This window comes from Bacillus sp. EKM208B (assembly GCF_011800725.1).
GTDB lineage: Bacteria > Bacillota > Bacilli > Bacillales > Bacillaceae > Bacillus > Bacillus velezensis.
Genome location: NZ_JAANHO010000003.1, coordinates 399,752 through 418,153, shown reverse-complemented (window position 1 = coordinate 418,153; position 18,402 = coordinate 399,752). Strand labels below are relative to the sequence as shown.

Annotated in this window: 23 protein-coding genes; all 23 read right to left on the bottom strand. The window is 47.1% G+C overall.

What is annotated here, in order from left to right; all coding sequences use genetic code 11:
- Window positions 1-51 precede the first annotated feature (51 nt).
- The 23 genes from G9F75_RS07735 to G9F75_RS07625 all read right to left on the bottom strand — a co-directional run bounded on the left by G9F75_RS07735 (window position 52) and on the right by G9F75_RS07625 (window position 18,384).
- Window positions 52-813: a phage portal protein gene (locus G9F75_RS07735; protein ID WP_094295696.1), complete on the bottom strand. Its 762-nt coding sequence runs from the start codon at window positions 811-813 to the stop codon at window positions 52-54.
- Between the two features lie 56 nt (window positions 814-869).
- Entirely contained in the window at window positions 870-1,067 is a 198-nt protein-coding gene (locus G9F75_RS07730) for an XkdX family protein (RefSeq protein WP_007610833.1), read from the bottom strand.
- A 4-nt stretch (window positions 1,068-1,071) separates the two neighbouring features.
- Window positions 1,072-1,497 (bottom strand): XkdW family protein, encoded by a 426-nt coding sequence (locus tag G9F75_RS07725; protein WP_021493823.1) that lies wholly within the window; start codon window positions 1,495-1,497, stop codon window positions 1,072-1,074.
- 12 nt (window positions 1,498-1,509) lie between these two features.
- Window positions 1,510-3,099 (bottom strand): hypothetical protein, encoded by a 1,590-nt coding sequence (locus G9F75_RS07720; protein ID WP_029973066.1) that lies wholly within the window; start codon window positions 3,097-3,099, stop codon window positions 1,510-1,512.
- A gap of 2 nt (window positions 3,100-3,101) precedes the next feature.
- Window positions 3,102-3,374, bottom strand: a complete 273-nt coding sequence (locus G9F75_RS07715) for a hypothetical protein (protein ID WP_003154822.1) — start codon at window positions 3,372-3,374, stop codon at window positions 3,102-3,104.
- The gene (locus tag G9F75_RS07710) at window positions 3,371-3,949 is read right to left on the bottom strand and encodes a putative phage tail protein (RefSeq protein ID WP_021493825.1); all 579 of its coding nucleotides are present in this window, start codon (window positions 3,947-3,949) and stop codon (window positions 3,371-3,373) included. Before G9F75_RS07710 ends, G9F75_RS07715 begins: the two co-directional genes overlap by 4 nt.
- The gene (locus G9F75_RS07705; protein ID WP_095271611.1) at window positions 3,933-4,979 is read right to left on the bottom strand and encodes a baseplate J/gp47 family protein; all 1,047 of its coding nucleotides are present in this window, start codon (window positions 4,977-4,979) and stop codon (window positions 3,933-3,935) included. Before G9F75_RS07705 ends, G9F75_RS07710 begins: the two co-directional genes overlap by 17 nt.
- Complete coding sequence (locus G9F75_RS07700; RefSeq protein WP_020955689.1) at window positions 4,972-5,397, bottom strand: DUF2634 domain-containing protein; 426 nt, start codon at window positions 5,395-5,397, stop codon at window positions 4,972-4,974. The genes G9F75_RS07705 and G9F75_RS07700 overlap by 8 nt, the downstream gene beginning before the upstream one ends.
- Window positions 5,398-5,499: 102 nt before the next feature.
- Complete coding sequence (locus tag G9F75_RS07695) at window positions 5,500-5,766, bottom strand: DUF2577 family protein (RefSeq protein WP_167409027.1); 267 nt, start codon at window positions 5,764-5,766, stop codon at window positions 5,500-5,502.
- On the bottom strand, window positions 5,766-6,743 hold the full coding sequence (locus G9F75_RS07690; RefSeq protein WP_072177383.1) for an XkdQ/YqbQ family protein: 978 nt from the start codon (window positions 6,741-6,743) through the stop codon (window positions 5,766-5,768). The genes G9F75_RS07695 and G9F75_RS07690 overlap by 1 nt, the downstream gene beginning before the upstream one ends.
- 13 nt (window positions 6,744-6,756) lie before the next feature.
- Window positions 6,757-7,416 carry a LysM peptidoglycan-binding domain-containing protein gene (locus G9F75_RS07685; protein WP_007610816.1) on the bottom strand — a complete coding sequence of 220 codons (660 nt, stop codon included), beginning with the start codon at window positions 7,414-7,416 and terminating at the stop codon, window positions 6,757-6,759.
- Window positions 7,409-12,130 carry a transglycosylase SLT domain-containing protein gene (locus tag G9F75_RS07680; RefSeq protein ID WP_167409026.1) on the bottom strand — a complete coding sequence of 1,574 codons (4,722 nt, stop codon included), beginning with the start codon at window positions 12,128-12,130 and terminating at the stop codon, window positions 7,409-7,411. The genes G9F75_RS07685 and G9F75_RS07680 overlap by 8 nt, the downstream gene beginning before the upstream one ends.
- Complete coding sequence (locus tag G9F75_RS07675; RefSeq protein WP_015239684.1) at window positions 12,118-12,270, bottom strand: hypothetical protein; 153 nt, start codon at window positions 12,268-12,270, stop codon at window positions 12,118-12,120. Before G9F75_RS07675 ends, G9F75_RS07680 begins: the two co-directional genes overlap by 13 nt.
- Before the next feature lie 41 nt (window positions 12,271-12,311).
- Complete coding sequence (locus G9F75_RS07670) at window positions 12,312-12,758, bottom strand: phage tail assembly chaperone (RefSeq protein ID WP_003154836.1); 447 nt, start codon at window positions 12,756-12,758, stop codon at window positions 12,312-12,314.
- A gap of 74 nt (window positions 12,759-12,832) precedes the next feature.
- On the bottom strand, window positions 12,833-13,276 hold the full coding sequence (locus G9F75_RS07665) for a phage tail tube protein (protein WP_003154837.1): 444 nt from the start codon (window positions 13,274-13,276) through the stop codon (window positions 12,833-12,835).
- A 1-nt stretch (window position 13,277) separates the two neighbouring features.
- The gene (locus G9F75_RS07660; RefSeq protein WP_007610810.1) at window positions 13,278-14,675 is read right to left on the bottom strand and encodes a phage tail sheath family protein; all 1,398 of its coding nucleotides are present in this window, start codon (window positions 14,673-14,675) and stop codon (window positions 13,278-13,280) included.
- Window positions 14,675-14,884 (bottom strand): YqzN/YkzM domain-containing protein, encoded by a 210-nt coding sequence (locus G9F75_RS07655; RefSeq protein WP_007610809.1) that lies wholly within the window; start codon window positions 14,882-14,884, stop codon window positions 14,675-14,677. Before G9F75_RS07655 ends, G9F75_RS07660 begins: the two co-directional genes overlap by 1 nt.
- A complete protein-coding gene (locus G9F75_RS07650; protein ID WP_029973074.1) occupies window positions 14,881-15,327 on the bottom strand; it encodes a hypothetical protein in 447 nt (148 codons plus the stop codon). Before G9F75_RS07650 ends, G9F75_RS07655 begins: the two co-directional genes overlap by 4 nt.
- On the bottom strand, window positions 15,324-15,827 hold the full coding sequence (locus G9F75_RS07645; protein ID WP_021494024.1) for an HK97 gp10 family phage protein: 504 nt from the start codon (window positions 15,825-15,827) through the stop codon (window positions 15,324-15,326). The genes G9F75_RS07650 and G9F75_RS07645 overlap by 4 nt, the downstream gene beginning before the upstream one ends.
- Complete coding sequence (locus tag G9F75_RS07640; RefSeq protein ID WP_021494025.1) at window positions 15,824-16,180, bottom strand: DUF3599 family protein; 357 nt, start codon at window positions 16,178-16,180, stop codon at window positions 15,824-15,826. The genes G9F75_RS07645 and G9F75_RS07640 overlap by 4 nt, the downstream gene beginning before the upstream one ends.
- On the bottom strand, window positions 16,177-16,560 hold the full coding sequence (yqbG, locus tag G9F75_RS07635; RefSeq protein ID WP_021494026.1) for a protein YqbG: 384 nt from the start codon (window positions 16,558-16,560) through the stop codon (window positions 16,177-16,179). Before yqbG ends, G9F75_RS07640 begins: the two co-directional genes overlap by 4 nt.
- Before the next feature lie 16 nt (window positions 16,561-16,576).
- The gene (locus tag G9F75_RS07630) at window positions 16,577-17,512 is read right to left on the bottom strand and encodes a phage major capsid protein (protein ID WP_007407274.1); all 936 of its coding nucleotides are present in this window, start codon (window positions 17,510-17,512) and stop codon (window positions 16,577-16,579) included.
- A gap of 26 nt (window positions 17,513-17,538) precedes the next feature.
- Window positions 17,539-18,384 carry an XkdF-like putative serine protease domain-containing protein gene (locus tag G9F75_RS07625; RefSeq protein ID WP_094295692.1) on the bottom strand — a complete coding sequence of 282 codons (846 nt, stop codon included), beginning with the start codon at window positions 18,382-18,384 and terminating at the stop codon, window positions 17,539-17,541.
- Between the last annotated feature and the right edge of the window lie 18 nt (window positions 18,385-18,402).

Here is an 18,402-nt window from a genome sequence, read left to right as displayed (position 1 = left end):
TTCCGCTCCCCCCTCTTACATTGTTCTCACCTCCCTTCGGAAGTTTCATTCTTACGAAAATGCCGTGCCTTTGACAGAAAGGCTCCCGCCGGAAATGCTTTTGATTTCCATGACGATTTCCTTAAAGCCGGCAATATCAAATAACCACACTTCGTCTGTGCCTGATGTACCGGCGGCTGATGTTCCGTCTTCAGACCTGATTCCTCTGATCGGCACATTTCTTCCCGAGATGGATCTCCCCCAAAACGCGATATGGCCCGACTCAGCCGTGCCGGTGATTTCGACGAGAAGTTTTTTCCAAGCGCCCGCTGAGAAGATGCTTCCCTCGCCCGCCTCTGCTGCATTTTCATGAAAAATCACGTCTGTATATGAAAACGCCATATCACCGCCCGTACCGACAGATTGGTATAAAACAAATTCGGACTGCTTTTGATTTCCATTTTCAAAACGGAACCGGTAATATCTTTTTGTCAGACTGACCCACCCCGAAGCGGTCAGCACTCCGCCTTTGACTGCGACAGAATGTGAAGCCGTCCACGAATTGTTATCCTCGCTCTCTTCGATAAAAAGAGTTCCGCTGCGGTCCGAATAAGCCCACCCCTGTGCTCTGTCTATTAAGACGGCTCCTAAACGGTCTTGTCCGAATTGGCTGTATACTTCAATCGCTTCTAGCGGCGTATTGGTAAGAAGCTCTCCCATTCCGGACAAATCAGCAACCGGTGTGACATAATCGTTTTTGTTACCGCGATAAGCTTTTACTGCGCCGGGCCTGCCAAGTTGATCGGCGGGAAATTCAAATGAATGCTTTTTCATCGGCCGTCCTCCTTTTCTGATTTATTAAAAATGACAAATAAAAAAAGCCGTTCGGCTTATGACACAGCATTTTTATAGTTTTCGTATGTTTCACCCGTTATTTCTTGAAATTCCTCAGGCGTGATATACTTCGCGGCCACACCTTCCGCCAGATCTTCGGCAGAACAGTCATCATAGCCCATAGCCTGTTTTACCATTTCTATTGAGGCCCACTTATAAAACAAAGCGTAAACCCAAAAGTTAAGTCTCTTCATTTTTTCATTCTCCTTTTATGTTTAATAATTCTAATTTTAAAGATACTAATTGTTCACCTAAAGCTTTATTCAGCATCTCTGTTTTCTCCCTTGCCACCACTTCGGCAGACAATTGTACACCTAAAGCATTTTGAGCTTGTTCTGCTTGTTTTCTCACAAGTTTTTCATCTGCCAGTTGCTGTCCGATTTCTTTCAACTGTTCCACGATGGGATCCGGCTCCACCACATCCTGATACTTGTTTTTTTGATTTTCCTTATATTCTTTATCAGCAGATTCGTTCCAAATTTTATTTACTTCATCAAACTGCGGTCTCCATAAGCCGTCCGGAGGTTTTATGGTTGTTGAGTTTTGCGGCATTGAACTTGATGTACTGTTTAAGATTTCAGGCCTTTGAAAATAAAAATTCTCATCATACAAAAAGACTTGCATATTCATCCCCCATTACAAAGTGAAATTATTATCTATTGAAATCCCTGTAATATTCCCCTCTATTTTGGCGTATTTTCCGTTAATTCTCAGTTCTCCCGTTGGTTCGGCATAATATTTTGTTATCCCGGTTGTTCCAAAGAGTGGGGCAGCCATTGATTTCTGTGTTGAAGGGTGAGCTTCAGAAGGAAGTACAGCGAAAATGCTGTCGAAATCTGGAGGAACCACTTCACCACGAGTGAATACCTGGTTGCCCCACACTGCATACTGAGGATTTCTTGCGCCAGCCTTATGCCCATTAATTAGTGTTAAATCATACCAGGTCATTTTATTAAATTCTTCTTCAGTAAATAGACGTTTCCACCCCTTAAAAACACCGTCTGTATGAACAGTCGCAATCCATACATTATTATCGTAACTTCTCCAAGCCAAAATCGACTTTCTACCTGACTCACTCTCAATCACATCATAGTTAAAAAAGGAATTATCATTTTCAACCGGATTGTTTTTCAGCTGAGCACCCATTCCATAATAAAATCCCGAGCTCAGTGCCAGTATGTCTGATCCGCTTTCTAAGCGTGTCCGTTTCCCATCATCCTTTGTCAATTTCGCCAACTGGCCGCCGTTCCATTTGTCTCTTTCGATAGGACTTATATGAATTGATGAATCTATCGCATGTGCATCGACCTTTGACTGCGCTCCAGCTATGGATTCAATTGGATACCAATTGATTGCTGTTTGATTAGAGTTATAGTAAAACCACCATGCGTTACCCTTTACGTCTACAGCATAACCATTACCTATTCCCGGCTGCCCCACTAACTGCATACCGCGCAGACTCGTATTTGACGGGTTGTCTGTTACTGCATTGGTTCCGTAAAATGTTACAGAACCAACGTCTTTTAACGAGTCATAAAACGAGCCGGAAGTTAAATTGATTTTTTGGGTGCCATTATCGGCGGTGATTTTAAACAGCTGGCCTGCGTTCCATGTATCCTTCTCAGCTTTCGTTACATGGATATCAGTCTGCTTTGTGTGGGCATCGACTTTTTTTTGGGCGCCTTCCGAAGTTTCTAACTGAACCCAATCAGTCCAGCCGGAAGCTTTAAGGGTTTTTCTCCATGTGCCGCCTTCATAATCCATCGCCAGAGCCTCACCATAAGACTTGAATCCGATATATAAACCTCTGGCGGATAGCGGGGGAGTATGAACTCCCGTGTTATTTGTGTAAAAGAAAAAAGATTGATTAAGCTGATCTACAATTTGATGAAAATCCAAGCCATCTTGTATACTTATTAAATATTTCCCTGAATCATCCGTCAGCTTTGTTAATTGCCCGTTATTCCACTTCTGGCGCTCTTCCTTCGTCACATGCCGGTCCAGATCTTGATTGTGCCGGTCGAAATCTTTTTTTGCTGCCTGCTGGACGTTGTCCACGTTTCCGAGGCCGATTTGGGCCTTTGTCGTTTTGTGCGGGTTGTTCATGTCGTTTTTATGGGCCGCCAGATCCGTGTGGGCGTCTTTTATGCCTTTTTCCCAGCGGTTGACGTCATCTTCGTTAATCGGATCGTCCGGAAGCCAGTCTGTTTTTTCTTCGTAAGCCATCGTTACACCACCTCAAAGGTAAATCTTAAATCAAGCGTTCTGTTATTGCTGAGATCTAAATTTGTTTTTCGTTCTGTGATAACGCTTCCTGTTTCGTCAAGCATCTGCACGGTTTCAATGTGTTTGACGTCTTCTTCCCTGCGTGTCAGAACGGTGACTGCGGCATCTTTTACGGAAATATCCGCAATCGGAGTTTCTTTGCCGTTTAACAGCACTTTTGTGATCCTGTTTTTCAGATCGGCTGCGGCACGCTGTCTGTAAGCGGCTGATATCATGGTAAGACCACCTCGTTATTGTTGAGTGTGACGGAATAACCGACCTTCAGTTCACTGACTTTTCGGTATCTCCGATTGTTGAGAATGACCCGGTCTTTGATTTCCAGTGTTTCGTTTAATGCGGCTCTCAGTGTATACGCCAAATGAGCGGGTTTGATTTTTTCAAGCGTTTCAATCAGCTCGTTCATGTGCTGCAGGTCATCAAGCCCGATATCGGCATAAAAACGATACTGCCCCGGAAACATCCGAACGTAAGCTGACGGATGTTTTAAAAAACGGTTTAGCGCCTGCTCGATCGCTTGATGTGTGATGGGCGGAATATTCGACATCTTCGAAATCAGCCTGAGCCGTCTCATATCCTCCGTGTCACCTGATTCCCGCGGTATTTTTAATATTTTTTCCCAGCGGTCAAGCCCCCACGTCGCCGTCGTGATAAAGAGCTGATCCGTTAAATCGAAAATATCGTTATTCTGCCGCTCAAACTCAGGAACTTCCGCCTCAAGCAGTTGTGCCATCTCCTTTAATCGGGTTAAAAACGGCGGGAGGTACGCCGTCATCTCATCGAGTCTGCTCAAGGATTGTCACCTCTTTGAGTTTAGGGATTTCCACATCACTGAGCACGAGGTTTTCCGCCGCACCGTTCATTTTGATATCGGCGTAGTCACTGACGGATGCCGAGTTATAAACGATGTTGTTTATTTGTGATAAACGGACGGTGTTTTCTTCGAAGGCCATTTTCTTAAATAAATTCAGGACGCCTTTTTCAATCTCCGCTTTTACGTCATCGATCGAGCTGTTCAGCTCAGGCAGCACGGAAGCGGAGATTTCGATTTCCTTCCATACGGCGCTTTCCACCGTTACTGCCGCTCCGATCGGCGCCTGTCCTTCTCCCTGCCCTTCGTCCGGATCAATATAATCCTTTACTTTCTTGATCAGAATATCTGATGCCGGTTCCAAATTCGCATTTGTGATGACAACCTTCACCGTTCCGGCTCCGTTCCAAAGCGGGAAGATTTTCGCCCTGCCGACGCCGTCAACCTCTTCGGCCCATTGTTTATAATGCTGTTTATTTGCGCTGACTGCCTCCCGGCGGACACGGGTAAAATAGCGCGCCCTTAAGCTGTTGTCGTCTTCTTCCTCACGGCCGGGAATTAATATATCGCGCATGACTGCTTTCTCAAGCCCGGGTATCGTATCAAGCGGCAGCAGGTTCTGCCCTGAAATGCCGGCATTGCCCGCTTCACCGGCTGTTTCACATTCAAGCGTTCCATCCCCCGTATATTGAAAATACAGGTTATCAACGAAGAAACGGGAGCCTGGCGGAATGGTGATGCCCGCTGTGAATTCTCCGGCTCTGACCGCTTTTGTGGCAGGTGTTCGTTCAATTCCCGCTTCAGCAGCACGCCTGTCCAGAAATTCTCCCTGAGCCGTATCGGAAAACACGAGCTCCAGCACGGTATCAAGCCAAATATAAGACTTTGCGAGCTCAGCGGCCGCAGGCGCGAGCGCATTGTAAATGACGCTGCCTTCTCTCGTATCAATATCTGCCGTAATGCGCGCCAGCATTCTGTCCATAATGTCGTCAAACGTCTGAGCTTCAAACATCCTCACCCAGCACCTCCTCTATCTCAAGCATGCCCTCATCAGTTTCAACGGTAAAAGAGACGGTGAAGGCATCATCTTTTTTCTCAATCTCAAAATTGGTAACGGCCAAAATACGGTCATCATACAGCAAGGCTTCTTCTATCAGTCTTGGAATCTCCATTTTTTTATAAGCATCCGTCGTGTTCTGATCTGAAAGCACTTCCTGCAGTTCATTTCCGATATCATGACTGAAAACCGAATATGAATACCGTTCTGTGTGAAGAGCGATATAGACGAATTGTCTGATTGCGTCCAGTCCGTTTATCAGTTCATTGGTAATCCGGTTGTTTTCAAAATCAATTCGGTAGGTTTGTGAAGTTTCAACGGCCTCACTCGCATCCTCCAAATCTTCAAATTCGATTTCCGGTGTCAGGGCCATTGCACCCGCTCCTTTTAGATTTGATCATGTAAAAAGCCCTCTTCGGATGATGAAGCGGCTTTAATAGGCTGATATTCTGGTAGATTTCCGTCCGGATGCCGGTTAAATTTTGTCCAGTATAAAGAAAGACTGTCCTCCTGTTAAAGCGGCGGTCATCACCCGATCTCCCGCTTGGAGCTGATCATCTTCTCCGGATCTCAGCCGCTTCGGCACAATAAGTGCATCAGACGGAATCAAAAGTTTGTCGTGATCTTTCAGTTTCAGCTCGAGCGGCGAAACGGAGGTCACTTCGGCCGGCATCAGCTCCAACGGCGCTTCGGCGTCAACCGCTCCAACGGCTAAATGTTTAATGGCATCACTTAATCTCATCAGGATGTCCCCTCCGGAAGTGAATTTTTCTCCGTGACGTCAATCGTCATGGTATGTTTTGTTCCTTGGAATTCATGGCGGTCCGTATCTACATAATAGGTTTTCTTCAGCCCGATTTCCGGAATTGAAATATAGACAGGCAATCCGCTTTCCAACCCAGGAATACCGATCGCCTGTATATTTTTCAGCTCTTTCTTAAGACCTTTTTTCTCAGCCTGCTTCACTTTTGCGCGCTGTTTCAGCTGGGCTTCATTAATGTCGTCAGAAACCGTTTCGGTATACTGCAAAACGCCGAATGTTTTCATGCCCGCGCTGTCTGACGCGGAAGCCTTCACGGTTTTATTGTCTTTTTGCAGCCGCATGACGACACGGGTTGCGGTGTCATCAATTGAGGTGCTGTATTGATACCCTGTGATATTAACTCCTGTTTCCAGCACCCATATGTCAGACGGCTCCGGCCATTCACGCAAGCCGAGCCTGCCTTTTTCTGAATAGAGCTGATAATTGCGCCCCGTCTGGCTTTTTGTCTGCTTTAAAGCTTTTAGCATCATATCGTAAAGGCTTGTATCATTTTTAAAAACGAGTGATTTAATGGTATGGCCTGTGTTGGCAATGGATGTGACGGGAATTTGAAAATCGCTGGCGATCCTTTTTAATATTTGATCGGCGCGCTTGTTGGAAAACACGTAAACGTCCTGGTTTTTCACAAGGTATTGAAGCATATCGTATGCGGTGAAGGCGACGGTATGCTCATCGGGCGTTCTTGCAAAAACAACGCCGCGGAACAGCTCTTTTCCGTTCCATTTGAACAAAACCGTGTCCCCTTCTGATACGCCGTAATACGTCTGGCTGCCCTGCTTTACGACAATCTTCGCTTCGATGGAGCGGGGCGCCTGATATCTGTGTCCTTCCAGCGTGACGCTTTCTGTGACAAGCTCGAGCCACTCCGTTTCTTTTATGACAAATAGTTCAATCATCTTTTCACCCGTTTCATTGCGGTATCTTCAGCTTCTGCCCCGGGAAGATCCAATGCCCCGGCTGCCGGATATTCCGTTTGCTGCGCTTAATCATGGCGGTTTTATTCGCGTTCCAGATTTTCCGCCACTCCGTGTGTTTTCCGTAAAACTTGCCGGCGATGTCCCAAAGCGTATCCCCTTTTTTGACGGTATATGTTTTGGGTGAAGCTTTGGACGGGCGCTTCGCTTTCGTTTTTTTCTTTTGTTTGATTTTTCTTGGCGAAGCGGTTTTATATTCTTTCAGTACGATATCAAAATTCCGGTCGCCGATTTCATTGTCACCTTCGCTGTAATTAAAGCTTTCAATGCTGCATGTGACATTGATTTTTGTCCCTGTAATCAAAAACTGAACGGGTTTTTTCGCTTTCATCCATGCTTCAATGGCTGAAATGGCTTTTTCCGGCGAAGGGATGCTTTGATATTCGGCAATCGGGCTGTACCGTTTCGGAAAAAAAGAAGAGAACGAAATTTCTTTCGCTCCCGGTTCTTCGATAAACGTCACCTCTCCAAGTCCGGTGACTTTCACGGAATCATTCTGCACGCTGTTTGCGATATCAATCGCTTCAGGGAGAACGGGAAGCCGGAGCTTGTCCTTTCCCTGAGACAGCCAAAATTCGTAAACAGATTTAGTCAAAAGCAACGGCCCCCTTTGCTCCGGTATACATGTCTTTTTGCAGTTCATCAATCAGCGCCTGTTTGATTTTGGCGGCGAGGCTGTCGGCGTCCTGTCCGTTATGGAAATGCTGATCGCCGCTGAATTCGATTTTAATCTCTTTTGTTCCCGTTTTTTGAACGGTTTGTCCGCCGCCTTTAACGGCTGCGGAAACCGTGCCGGCTGAAAGCGCCGCCGGTTCCGTCTGTGACGGGTCGGACACTTCCATGCCGAGCGCTTGAGCCGCTTTTTGCAGCAGATAACGGCCGCGGATGCCCCGCTCTTCAGGGATGATCCACTCCCGTTTGTTCCCTTCGCCGACACGGGCGATCTGCTCCTTGGTAATCAGACCCCCATTGGCATAACCGACGTAAGGGCCTCCATGAGCCATACTTTTAATCCCGGGGACATTGCTGATCGAGCCGTATCGGCTTTTAATATAGCCGATAGCGGCAGCGGCGTTGTGAATTGGATTTCTGATATCATTCATGCCCGGCGCTTTGTGATCTTCAAAGGTGCTCGGAATCGTCTGCATAAGCCCCTGTGACGGGTGTCCGGCTTTGGCGTTGCTGTCCCATAGATTAATGGAATTAGGGTTGCCGCCTGACTCATGCTGTGCGATCGTCATTAATCCCGGAAGCCAGCTGATCGGCGTATTGGTTGCTTTCATTGCGGCCAAAAGCCACTCTTTGACGCTTCCTCCCGCTGCACCCATGCCGGAAAAGGCTGCTGCAAGCGAGCCTGCCTGTTTTTCGGCGTATTTTTTCACGTCAACTGAGCCGAGACCTTTGACGACGCCGACTGAAGCAAAGCGTCCGAGACTCATCATGACACGGGAAGGAGAGTGAATATCAAGCTCTTCCCTGAATGCGTCCTCGACTTTTTTGGCCATATCTTTGGCCGCCTGTTTGACTTCGCTTCCTTTTGCAGTCATCCCTGATACAAAGTGTCCGATCAGGCCTGACCCCCAGCCGTTCGCGGAATCTCTTGATTGCACAAACGGTTTATTGATATGTGTGCTTACGTATTGCGACGTTCCCGTATCTTTTGCATTCTGTCCGGCCGAATATCCTTTCACCGTTGCGGCGCCCCATGATGACGATTGATTAACCGCCGATTGATAAGGTGTTTTCACCTTTGTTTTTAAAAATGAATCGGTGCCCGTCGGCGAAGTATTCTGACCTTTGGCATAGCCCGCAACGACTTGCTTTCCGTAACCGGATGAAGACGAAATGAGGGCATTGAACGGCGTTCCGATGTTTTTTTCCTTCCAGCCGTCCATATCCACCGCTTTTTTGCTGATTCCGCTGTCAAAGCCTTCAGTAAACTGTTTGCCGAGTGATGAAGCCGTACCGCCAAGTCCGGATGCCTCTACAGACGCCGCGGCCGATACAGATGCAGAAGAAGAAACACCGCCCGCTCCCGCCGGCACAGCAGAAGACTGAGCCGAAGCCGCGCCCATATCATCGACAACACGCATGCCGAGCTTAGACGCAGCTTGTGAAAGCAGCATCTTCCCGCGGCCGCGATTGTTGTCGACGGGGATGACAAATTCTTTACCGGCTTCACCGATCCAGGAAATGGTCGGCTTTGTAATGTAGCCGCCCGTGGCGTTTTTGTCCGTTTTTTTCTTTTTATCTCCGCCGCCTCCTGTGACAAAGTTCATTATGCCTGAAATCATTTTGCCGCCGGTTTTATCCCAAATCTTTTTCACCCAGTCGAATGCTGCAGAAAAAGCATCTGATATGGCCGTTCCCACTTTTACAAGAGGTTCTTTTATATGTTTCTCAAACCAGCCGCTTAACCCTTTCCATATATCCTTTACCGTATCTAAAGCAGTCTGGAAAGCATCTGATATTCCTTTACCGACATTTTTCACCATGTCTTTCACCGGATTCCAGACAGTATCCATGAACCAGCCGGAAACCGTACTGAAAACCGATTTAATTTTATCCCAAGCTCCTGTGATTTTACTCCAAATGGACGTCGCCACTCCGACGACAGCCGATTTTACGGGGGTCCACACGGTGCTCATAAACCAGCCGGATACTGTGCTGAAGACACCTTGAATCGTCGTCCACGCATTCACGATATTTGACCAGATGCTGGTTGCCACTCCGACGACAGCCGATGAAACCGGCGTCCATACATTCTCCATGAACCAGGATGACACCGTGCTGAAAATCCCTTGAATCGTCGTCCACGCATTCACGATATTTGACCAAATGCTTGTCGCCACTCCGACGACAGCCGTTGAAACCGGCGTCCATACATTTTCCATGAACCAGGATGAAACGCTTCCCCAAGTATCTTGTATTGTTGTCCAAGCACTTTGCGCCGCTTTGGAAATATCATTCCACGTGTCTTTCAAAGCCCCTGAATCAAAGGCCTCTCCCAAGCTGGAACCGCCTAAACTGCCGGCGATGCCGCCTACCGCGCCGCCGATTAATGTGCCCACTCCGGGAACAACGCTGCCGATTGCCGCTCCGGCCGCAGCTCCGGCAAGACCGCCGCCTGCTGAGCCGACCTTCTCTCCTGCATTATCTTTATTGATGCCGGCTAAATCAGTAAGTGATAACAATTCACCTATGCCGGGAATTCCTTTAGCGGCACCTTTTAACCCTTTCAAACCGCCTTTTAGCGCCTTTGAATCTCCTAAGCCTTTCAAAAGCGCGCCGATGCCTTTACCTGCCCCTTTTGTTTTCGGCGTGTTTACGGATGCCTGTTTGCTTTCCTTTACGGAGGAACCTCTTTTCGAGGATTTATTTCGCCCTTCGACTTTACTGCTTTTGCCCCTCGTCACTCCGGTACAGCAGCAGCAGCCCCCCAAAGCCCCGCCGGTTTTTTTGGCTGACTTTCCTGAAGATTTTGGCGCTGTTACCGTGCGCTGCGGACCTTTTGTCAGATCAGGACGCTTCGGGCTGTTGGAGCCGCCGGCAGTAAGGCTGCCCTTACTCTTTTCTTTTTTCGTGCCGCCTCCTAATAATCCGCCGATATTGAGTTTGCCTAATTTTTCAGCGATTCCTGAAAATATTTTTTCTATTAATTCCCCGGCTTTTTCGATGATTTTGTCCGGGCTGAATTTCTCAAATTTCTTGGCAATCTTGCTGACAATTTTATCAACAAATGCCTCGGCTTTTTCGATGATCGCATCAGGACTGAATTTGCCGAACTTTTTATCAATGCCTCCGAACAGTGAGGATGTAAACTGCTCCACTTTTTCCAAAATCTTATCCGGATTGAGAAAATCGAATTTCTCAGAAATCCGGTCAATCGTGTCATTTACAAATTGTTCGGCGCGGTCGATTAGCTTATCAGGACTGAATTTACCGACAACGTCGTCGACTTTCTTCATAAACGAATCAGTAAAATGATCCAGCTCTTTCAATATGGTCTCCGGACTGAATTTGCTGACAACGTCATCTATCTTTTTCATAAATGAATCAGTGAATTTATCCAGTTCTTTCAATATGGCTTCCGGACTGAATTTACTCACGACCCCGTCTACTTTTTTCATAAACGAATCAGCGAATTTGTCCAGCTCTGCTAAGATTGTTGCCGGGCTGAATTTGCTCGCGATTTCGTCCACTTTCCCCATGAATGAGGTCGTGAACTTATCCAGTTCGGTTAATATCGTTGCCGGGCTGAATTTGCTTGCGATTTCGTCCACTTTCCCCATGAATGACGTTGTGAACTTATCTAGCTCTGCTAAAATCGTTGCCGGGCTGAATTTGCTTGCGATTTCATCCACTTTCCCCATGAATGAGGTCGTGAACTTATCCAGTTCGGCTAATATCGTCTCCGGGCTGAATTTGCTCGCGATTTCGTCTACTTTTCCCATGAATGAGGTCGTGAACTTATCCAGCTCTGTTAAAATCGTCTCCGGGCTGAATTTGCTTGCGATTTCATCCGCTTTCTTCATAAAGCTTGCAGCGAATTTATCCAGTTCCGCTATGATTGTTTCCGGATAAAATTTGGATGCGATGTCATTGACTTTTTTCATGAAGGTGTCTGCAATGGAGTCAAGCATTGAAAAATCGTTTTTCGGCGAAGCAGGAGCAGCAGATGCAGAAGCTTTTCCGACGTCCGGCATATTCTTTTGCATTGCAGCCAGCTGTGCTGTCACCTTTTCGTTTAACGATAATTGAATGACATTGTTTTTTCCCGTCAGCGAATCAATGCCCGCTGAAATTCGGCCGACTGTTGTCATGACGTGATCTATGACGCGTATAGTGACAGAGTACCCGTTCTTTAACGCAGATTGCATATAGCGTTTGATGCGTTCCATGGCAGGGGTCACTTCGTCTGACGCATACAGTGAAACGGTAAATCCTTTAAAACCGGCAGCCAGATCCCGCAATCTCTCAAATGCCGCTGTCGCGCTGTCTTTTGCTCCTATTTTAATGGTTAAAGACGCAGGCAGACCCGCTAATTGGGTTTGCACCTTTTGAATGACGGCACTGGCTCCGTCTTCAGCTGAAATAGAGATCATTTGTGCGCCCAGCTTTCTTTTCATAGAGCGCTGGATGCGGTCAATTGTTCTTAAAACAGATTTACTCTCTTTGCGTATATCAATTTCACTTTGGCGTTTTGTCATTTTCCTGTATTTCTCAAGCGCTCTGAAGCCATTTTGGATTTTCCTTATTTTCTTTGAAACCCGATCTTCCAATTCAAAACGGGCGGTCAGCTTTGCCATGATGTCGCTCCCCCTTTCTTCGCTTGTTTTTCAAGAATGTCCAGCTTGTAACCGATTAAACCGTACAACAGCGCCTTAAAATGTCTCGGTGCTTCATATAACTCTTTCAGTTCTGATGGAGAATAATGAAGCTCATGCATCGCGTAATAGAGATACACGGCTTCCTTATTCCCATCTTTTATCAGTTTTTTGCTTCTTGCTCCAGATCTTCTAATTCATCTTCAAAACCGTTGATCTCAATCGCTTTATTCAGCCAATTTGCATACTCACCGCCGACTGAAAGAACGCGTTTTGCCACCTCGACCGGATCTGCCGTTTTGTAAGCGTCGCGGAGCTCCTTAGAACGGAAATCAGGGTAAATCGTAGATTCAACCGCGATCCGCGCATAAAAGCGCTGGCTGTCTAAGTCTTTTACGCGGCCTCTGCCCTTCACATTTTTATATGTCGTGCTTTCCTTCTCCAGTTCGTCAATGCGCTCAGTCGTAATGGCTTTAAAAATAAAAGGCACGATGTTTCCTTTTTTATCGACAAAACGCTTTGAAAGCGGAACCCGAATCTCCTCAGCCTCGACTGTTTTACCCGGCATAAAGAATGACAGATCATATACTTGTTCGTTTTTTTCGCTCATGATGAAAACTCCCTTACTTTTTTTTATAAAAAACAGGCCTGTAAAAAGGCCTGTTTCACTCATACCGATCTTAATTAAAACGTTTCAGAAAGCTTTTCCGGCACATCGAAATCTTCAAAGGTAAACGGCACTTCTTCTTCGAGTGCTTCTGAGTCTACGTCCAGTCCGGCGATTTTTGCAGAATCAAAGTTGACGTCATACAGAGTGACGCGTTCTGTTCCGCGGCCCGATGATTTGTCATCAAGAACGGCTTGCAGCGTAAAATACGGGTCGCTGCCTTTTTTGACATAATCCATCATAAGAACGGCGAATTTGGATGTGACCTTGTAGAATGTTGCCGTGCCCGTTCCGTTGGCGCCTGTTGTTTTATGTCCCGTCATGCGGCGGCCCATGATGTTTACTTCTGATTTGTTTTTTTCCACGTTTGCTTCAAACGTTTTAATATGCGCCATCTCTTCTCCGTCAAGAAATAAACGGCCTTCTTTTCCTGAAATCGTGTTTTGCGCTTTTAATGCCATCTTAGTTTACCTCCACGTTAAAGTAGAATTTTTCTGCCGCATCCACAGGCTGTACGGCGAGATCGATTAAAAAGCCGTCGCGGTCTTCATTCAGCCCGATTGTAATGTCTTTGTCTGAATCAAAATTTGCGATGCCGCCCGCATCCTGAAGCGTAGTCAAATATTGAATGATCATCGTTTTGACGAATTGAAGGCCGTCATTTGTCGCAGGAAGATCGCTGCCCGTGCCTTTTTTCGATTTAATTAAGGCTTTCAGTTCACGTGTCAAATCGTTATTCACCGCATCAAGCACACGGACGATTTTGTTTTTCGCGAACTTTTTGTTTTTCTCTGCCGTAAATGTCACCAATGAGTTGATATCTTTTTCAACGCTGACTGACTTATCACGGGCATCATAAGAGAAAAGGAATTCACCTTTAGAAAGACGTTCGATCACTTCATCATGAGTCAGGCGGTGCAGCACATCGACGGCGCCTTCGTATTCAACGAATGTTAAGGATTGATTAAATGCGGCGCTGGCACTTGCGCCTGCCACCCAGGCGGTCGCATCTTCAGCTTTAATCTCGGTTCCGTCTTCCAGCAGCACACCTTCAGTAACATTGATAATGCCTTCATAATCCCCGCTGTAATGGGCGGTCACCCCTTGCACTTTCTGTCCCTGCGCATCGCGAAGGCGTTTAATGAATGCGGCAAATGTCGCTTTCAGCTGATCGTTTTCCGCGACAGGAAGAGCGATGACATCAAAATTCTCCGTTTCAGCCGCAGCTAAAAAATCCGTATAGTCTGAGTTGACCGGTGCTTTATCAGTTCCTCCCGCAAGACGGATGCCTGCCTGCGGGTTTAACGTTTCCCCGGATTCTTCCTCAGTGCCTGTCAGCGGGATGGAAGCCGACAGTTCGCCGGTTCCCGTGAATGTGACATAGCCGTTTGCTTTTAATTCTTCGGCTTTTTTCACCGTTTGTTTGTCAACTTCCGCTTCATCCATGTAAGTGGTCACATCGAAAGCGGTCTGATCAAGGACGTTTTCACTGATGCGGATGATGATGTCATTTCCTTTTGACCCGCCGTACAAAGCGGTTGCTTTAACACCTTGCGAAAGATCGGCGCTCGCTCTGATTCCCTCTGTCAGACGGTACATCAAAACGGTTTTTGCTTTCTTTTTCGCCTCACGAAGCAGAATCAGTGACGGATCTTCAATACTGAGCCCCACTTTTTTATTCAAATCTTCAATGCTTGAAATGGAAACGAATGTTTTCGCTTCCCCCCAGCCGGATGCGACGGGAAGGGCGACAATCCCGCGTTCACCGATCGATACCCGCTCCTGGGCGGTTGTTTTAAAGTTAAAATAGATTCCGGCACGTTCTTTTTCTTTTCCTTGCGTAAATGTTCCGCCGTTCATTATTGCATGACCTCCTTGGTTAAAAATGCTTCAATGTAAGACTTGGCTTGCGCTTTCGTCATTTGTTTTTGCTTCACGCCGAATAAAGCCCCCTGGAGAATCTCAGGTTTTACGCCGAAAAGCTCCTTCGCGTGCTTTGTTAAATCCGCCGTGTCATAAAGAACCGCTCGTTCCGCCGCTGCGGCGTTTTTCTTTTTATGTTGTTTCACTTTTGTTTCACCCCGCTGTTAATGTCCACATCCCGCAGTGCGGGAGATGTTTGTTTCTGATAGTAGTAGCGGCTCGTCCAGCGGATTGTGATCACTGCCTCGCCTTTGTCTCCGACTCTTGTTTCGATACGGCTGATGCGGACGAAATCACCGGTATCCTCCCCTGATTCCGTTAGCAGCGGAATCAGCTGTCTTGATTCTCTCACCGCATCGGCGATCCGGTCGGCTGCATAGAGCGCCTGCACCGAGTCGGCATGGAACAGCTTCACATTCAGACTGTACGTTTTCTTATAAGTGGAGACTGTGTCATTTTCGTCAAAAACAAATGGGGGCGGAATGTATAGTGACGGCACCTGAAATTGTTCAGGCAGTTCATTTTCATATACGGGCACGCCGCACTGCTGATACAAAAAAGCGGCGATTGAACCGGTTTCGCGATTCATCCGATATCTCCCCCCAACGTGTTAAGCCACTGATTGAAACGCTTGTCCAGCGATTCGGCGAAGAGTGTTTCATACAAAAGAAGGGCTTTGTCCCAAAATCCATTCCCGCTGATCCACTGTTTTTTGAGCGCCATTCCGGTTGAAGCTGACGGATCATAGATGAACCGGGAGCCTTGAAAATACCCGGGCACCCATCTGACATTTTCATCTGAGACGGTCCAATGTCCGTCATTTATGAATGAGGCGTACTCTGCATTGGTGCCGATTTCAAGGGTCAGTCCCCCGTTTTCAATGATCCATATATGATCCTGCGCTCCTTTTCGGAAAGAAGACAGCAGGTTTTCTGTATCAATCCCTCCCGAATGAATAAGCTCCTCCCGTACCAAGTCGAGAAAATCCTTCCCTGACTGCTCCAGCCATTCGCATGCCTGACGGGCAAATTCTCCGGATGATGCCTTTTGCAGCGACCGATTCCATTGTTCAAGGTTTTTTATGCTCATAGTCTGTCATCTCTCACAGCGATAACCTCCCAATGGTGCTGTCTTGCTTTCTTCGGCATTTCCAGAATATACGCCTGTCCTTCCCAAATGATTTTGTCATTGACACGCACAATGGCCTCTTTCGGAAAATGAACGAGAAACCGCTGATATACCTTATGATCAGGATCAAGCTGAATAAGCTGCTGCTGTTTTTCAACAAACAGACACGGCACGTCTTCAGCATCGGGAACTTCCCGATAAGAAAAGACAGGCTGGAGCTTTTCGGCGGGAATCCCGAAGCGTCCGGCCTTCGGAACTGACACCGTCTCATGATAAATATCGCATCTGTCAGTGAGCAGCCGTTCGTAGCTCATAATGGTCTCACCTTTGCGTTTGCAGAAACCGGGGAATAACCCGGCGCGATATATTCACAGAGAAGATGGCGCACAGCCGGTTTTCTGATCCCGCCTTCACCTGCCACCGTATAGGAATAGTCACCTATCTTTTCAGATTGATAGGCGGAAGCGGCCGCTTCATTCTGGTTGATCAGCGCAAAATATTGAGAAAGCTTTAATAACGCAAGCTTAATCTTTTCGGGAAGCGGTGAGTAAATAGGGTCAGTGAACGAATGCCCCGCCATTCTGGCCGCTTCCGCCTCCGCCTCCAGAATGTCCTGTATAAGAAGCGGCTCCGGCCTGTTTTTGACTTGATCATAAACTGAATATGAAACAACGTCAGACGGCTGAATTAACATAACTGCCACCCCCGTCTTATTCTTTAACGTTTACGATTTTGGCGCTTGCATCTTCTTCTTCAAATTTGCTGTCAAGTTTAGCCGTCAGTACGATAATAAATTTGCGGCTGCGAATATCTTTATCTACTTCGATTCGGATATTCCGTGAAAAACCGAGAATGATATTTTTCGGGTGAGTCAAAATGATGTCAGACGCATCGTACTGGGAGTCACCTTCTCCGACCGAGTACGGCTGCAGATTGGACACTCCTTTGACCGGAACGCCGAATGCTGAAGACAAACCGCCCTGCACCGCAAGATCCCCCAGATTGGTCTGACGATCAGCCACACGGTCTTTCCATTCAATCTCCATGCCTTGAGATGTGTAAAATCTGAATTCCTGAGGCAGGCGCAAATATTTTGCCGGAATGGCTTTTAAGCCCTTTTTAAATGTGGCTCTGGACAGCTCTTCCCCGTTTCCGTCAATGACGTGAGATACAGTCTGCTTACGGATTCCGTCAAGCTGTGCCAAGTACGGATCAGAAGAAGATGTATCGCCGTTTACGACAAGCTCCTCAATATCGACTGCCGCCCGCTCCGCCAAAATCTGCATGATCGTCTGCTGCAGGCCGTCTTTTTCAATATTGTTTTCAAGCGTGTCATAGGTGATATTAATTTCCGCAATGACTTCTTTCGTATTCAGCTGCACCGTACTTGTTGCCGGGACGGTCAGCTGATCGTCAGTTAAGGCTTTTCCTTCCTCAGCGGCACGCAGAATACGCTGGCCGAAACCGATTTTTTCAAATTTCTGCGAGTCATTTTCCATTTGAATCACACGCGATTCGCTGAAAATGGTCGGCGTGTTCTGCACCATGCGGATAAATGCTGAAGCTTGTGCGGGGTTCATTAAACCGCCGCTTTTTAAAGCGGAAAGTGACATTTCCGCCTTTCTGATGATATCTTGATTTCTCACTCTACAGTTCCTCCTTCTGACTGGGCTTAAAGCAGTCCGCTCCAAATGGATTTTTTAACAGGCTCTTGGCCGCCCGTCTCTTCTTCCGGCTGTTTTGATGCGCCTCTTACTTTTTCAAGCGCTTCAATGCGTTTAATAATCGGCGCGAGCATGTCGTCGACAAGCGTTTTCAGCTTTTCTTCATCAGACGGCGCAGCCGCCCCGTCTTTGTCTTCCGTGTTTTGGTCCAAACTTTCAAGGCGCTTTAAAAGCGGGTGCAGCGCGTGTTCAATTGATTCTCTTACGTCTTCTTTTCTCATCTTGTTCAAGTCCTCTCCCTTGCGGTTTCTTGATTTGCGGTCACGGTCGAGAAATTGCTTGACCGCGCCGAATAAGCCGGCTTGCTTTTCTGCCGGCTCTTCGTAAACGTCAGCGGTTCCCGCCATGCTGTAGCCCGTAATGATACCGGCTTTAATCTGATCCCATACTTCATCGGAAGCTTTGGTGACAAGCACCCAAGATCCTTTCCGGATCACAGCATTCCCGATTTCAAAGTCATCCGGGGCAACGTACGACTCCACCACCTCGCCGGTCCCGCCTTCAAAATTATGATTTGTATCGATGTTGCGGGCGTCCGCCAAAAAACCGTGAGCGGCCTTTTCAATTTCTTCAGCCGTCATATAATCGCCATGTGCATCCGGGACATCCGGCTCGTAAACGATGCCGTAAACAAGCTTCTGCTCATCCGATTCGCTTTTTGTAAACACCTGCACCTTTTTTTCAAATGACGGAAGGCCTCCGGCTGATTTTGTAAAAAAGAATTCCGTTTGGTTCGCCGCCTTATCGACATAGCTCACAAAACTGATGACGGCATTTCTCAATTCTCTCGGCACGAGATGTTTTCACCCCCT

Coding starts and splice junctions, on each gene's coding strand:
- G9F75_RS07735 (WP_094295696.1), bottom strand. CDS start 813: ATGAAAAAGCATTCATTTGAATTTCCCGCCGATCAACTTGGCAGGCCC.
- G9F75_RS07730 (WP_007610833.1), bottom strand. CDS start 1,067: ATGAAGAGACTTAACTTTTGGGTTTACGCTTTGTTTTATAAGTGGGCC.
- G9F75_RS07725 (WP_021493823.1), bottom strand. CDS start 1,497: ATGCAAGTCTTTTTGTATGATGAGAATTTTTATTTTCAAAGGCCTGAA.
- G9F75_RS07720 (WP_029973066.1), bottom strand. CDS start 3,099: ATGGCTTACGAAGAAAAAACAGACTGGCTTCCGGACGATCCGATTAAC.
- G9F75_RS07715 (WP_003154822.1), bottom strand. CDS start 3,374: ATGATATCAGCCGCTTACAGACAGCGTGCCGCAGCCGATCTGAAAAAC.
- G9F75_RS07705 (WP_095271611.1), bottom strand. CDS start 4,979: ATGTTTGAAGCTCAGACGTTTGACGACATTATGGACAGAATGCTGGCG.
- G9F75_RS07700 (WP_020955689.1), bottom strand. CDS start 5,397: ATGGCCCTGACACCGGAAATCGAATTTGAAGATTTGGAGGATGCGAGT.
- G9F75_RS07695 (WP_167409027.1), bottom strand. CDS start 5,766: ATGAGATTAAGTGATGCCATTAAACATTTAGCCGTTGGAGCGGTTGAC.
- G9F75_RS07690 (WP_072177383.1), bottom strand. CDS start 6,743: ATGATTGAACTATTTGTCATAAAAGAAACGGAGTGGCTCGAGCTTGTC.
- G9F75_RS07680 (WP_167409026.1), bottom strand. CDS start 12,130: ATGGCAAAGCTGACCGCCCGTTTTGAATTGGAAGATCGGGTTTCAAAG.
- G9F75_RS07675 (WP_015239684.1), bottom strand. CDS start 12,270: ATGCATGAGCTTCATTATTCTCCATCAGAACTGAAAGAGTTATATGAA.
- G9F75_RS07670 (WP_003154836.1), bottom strand. CDS start 12,758: ATGAGCGAAAAAAACGAACAAGTATATGATCTGTCATTCTTTATGCCG.
- G9F75_RS07665 (WP_003154837.1), bottom strand. CDS start 13,276: ATGGCATTAAAAGCGCAAAACACGATTTCAGGAAAAGAAGGCCGTTTA.
- G9F75_RS07660 (WP_007610810.1), bottom strand. CDS start 14,675: ATGAACGGCGGAACATTTACGCAAGGAAAAGAAAAAGAACGTGCCGGA.
- G9F75_RS07650 (WP_029973074.1), bottom strand. CDS start 15,327: ATGAATCGCGAAACCGGTTCAATCGCCGCTTTTTTGTATCAGCAGTGC.
- G9F75_RS07645 (WP_021494024.1), bottom strand. CDS start 15,827: ATGAGCATAAAAAACCTTGAACAATGGAATCGGTCGCTGCAAAAGGCA.
- G9F75_RS07640 (WP_021494025.1), bottom strand. CDS start 16,180: ATGAGCTACGAACGGCTGCTCACTGACAGATGCGATATTTATCATGAG.
- yqbG (WP_021494026.1), bottom strand. CDS start 16,560: ATGTTAATTCAGCCGTCTGACGTTGTTTCATATTCAGTTTATGATCAA.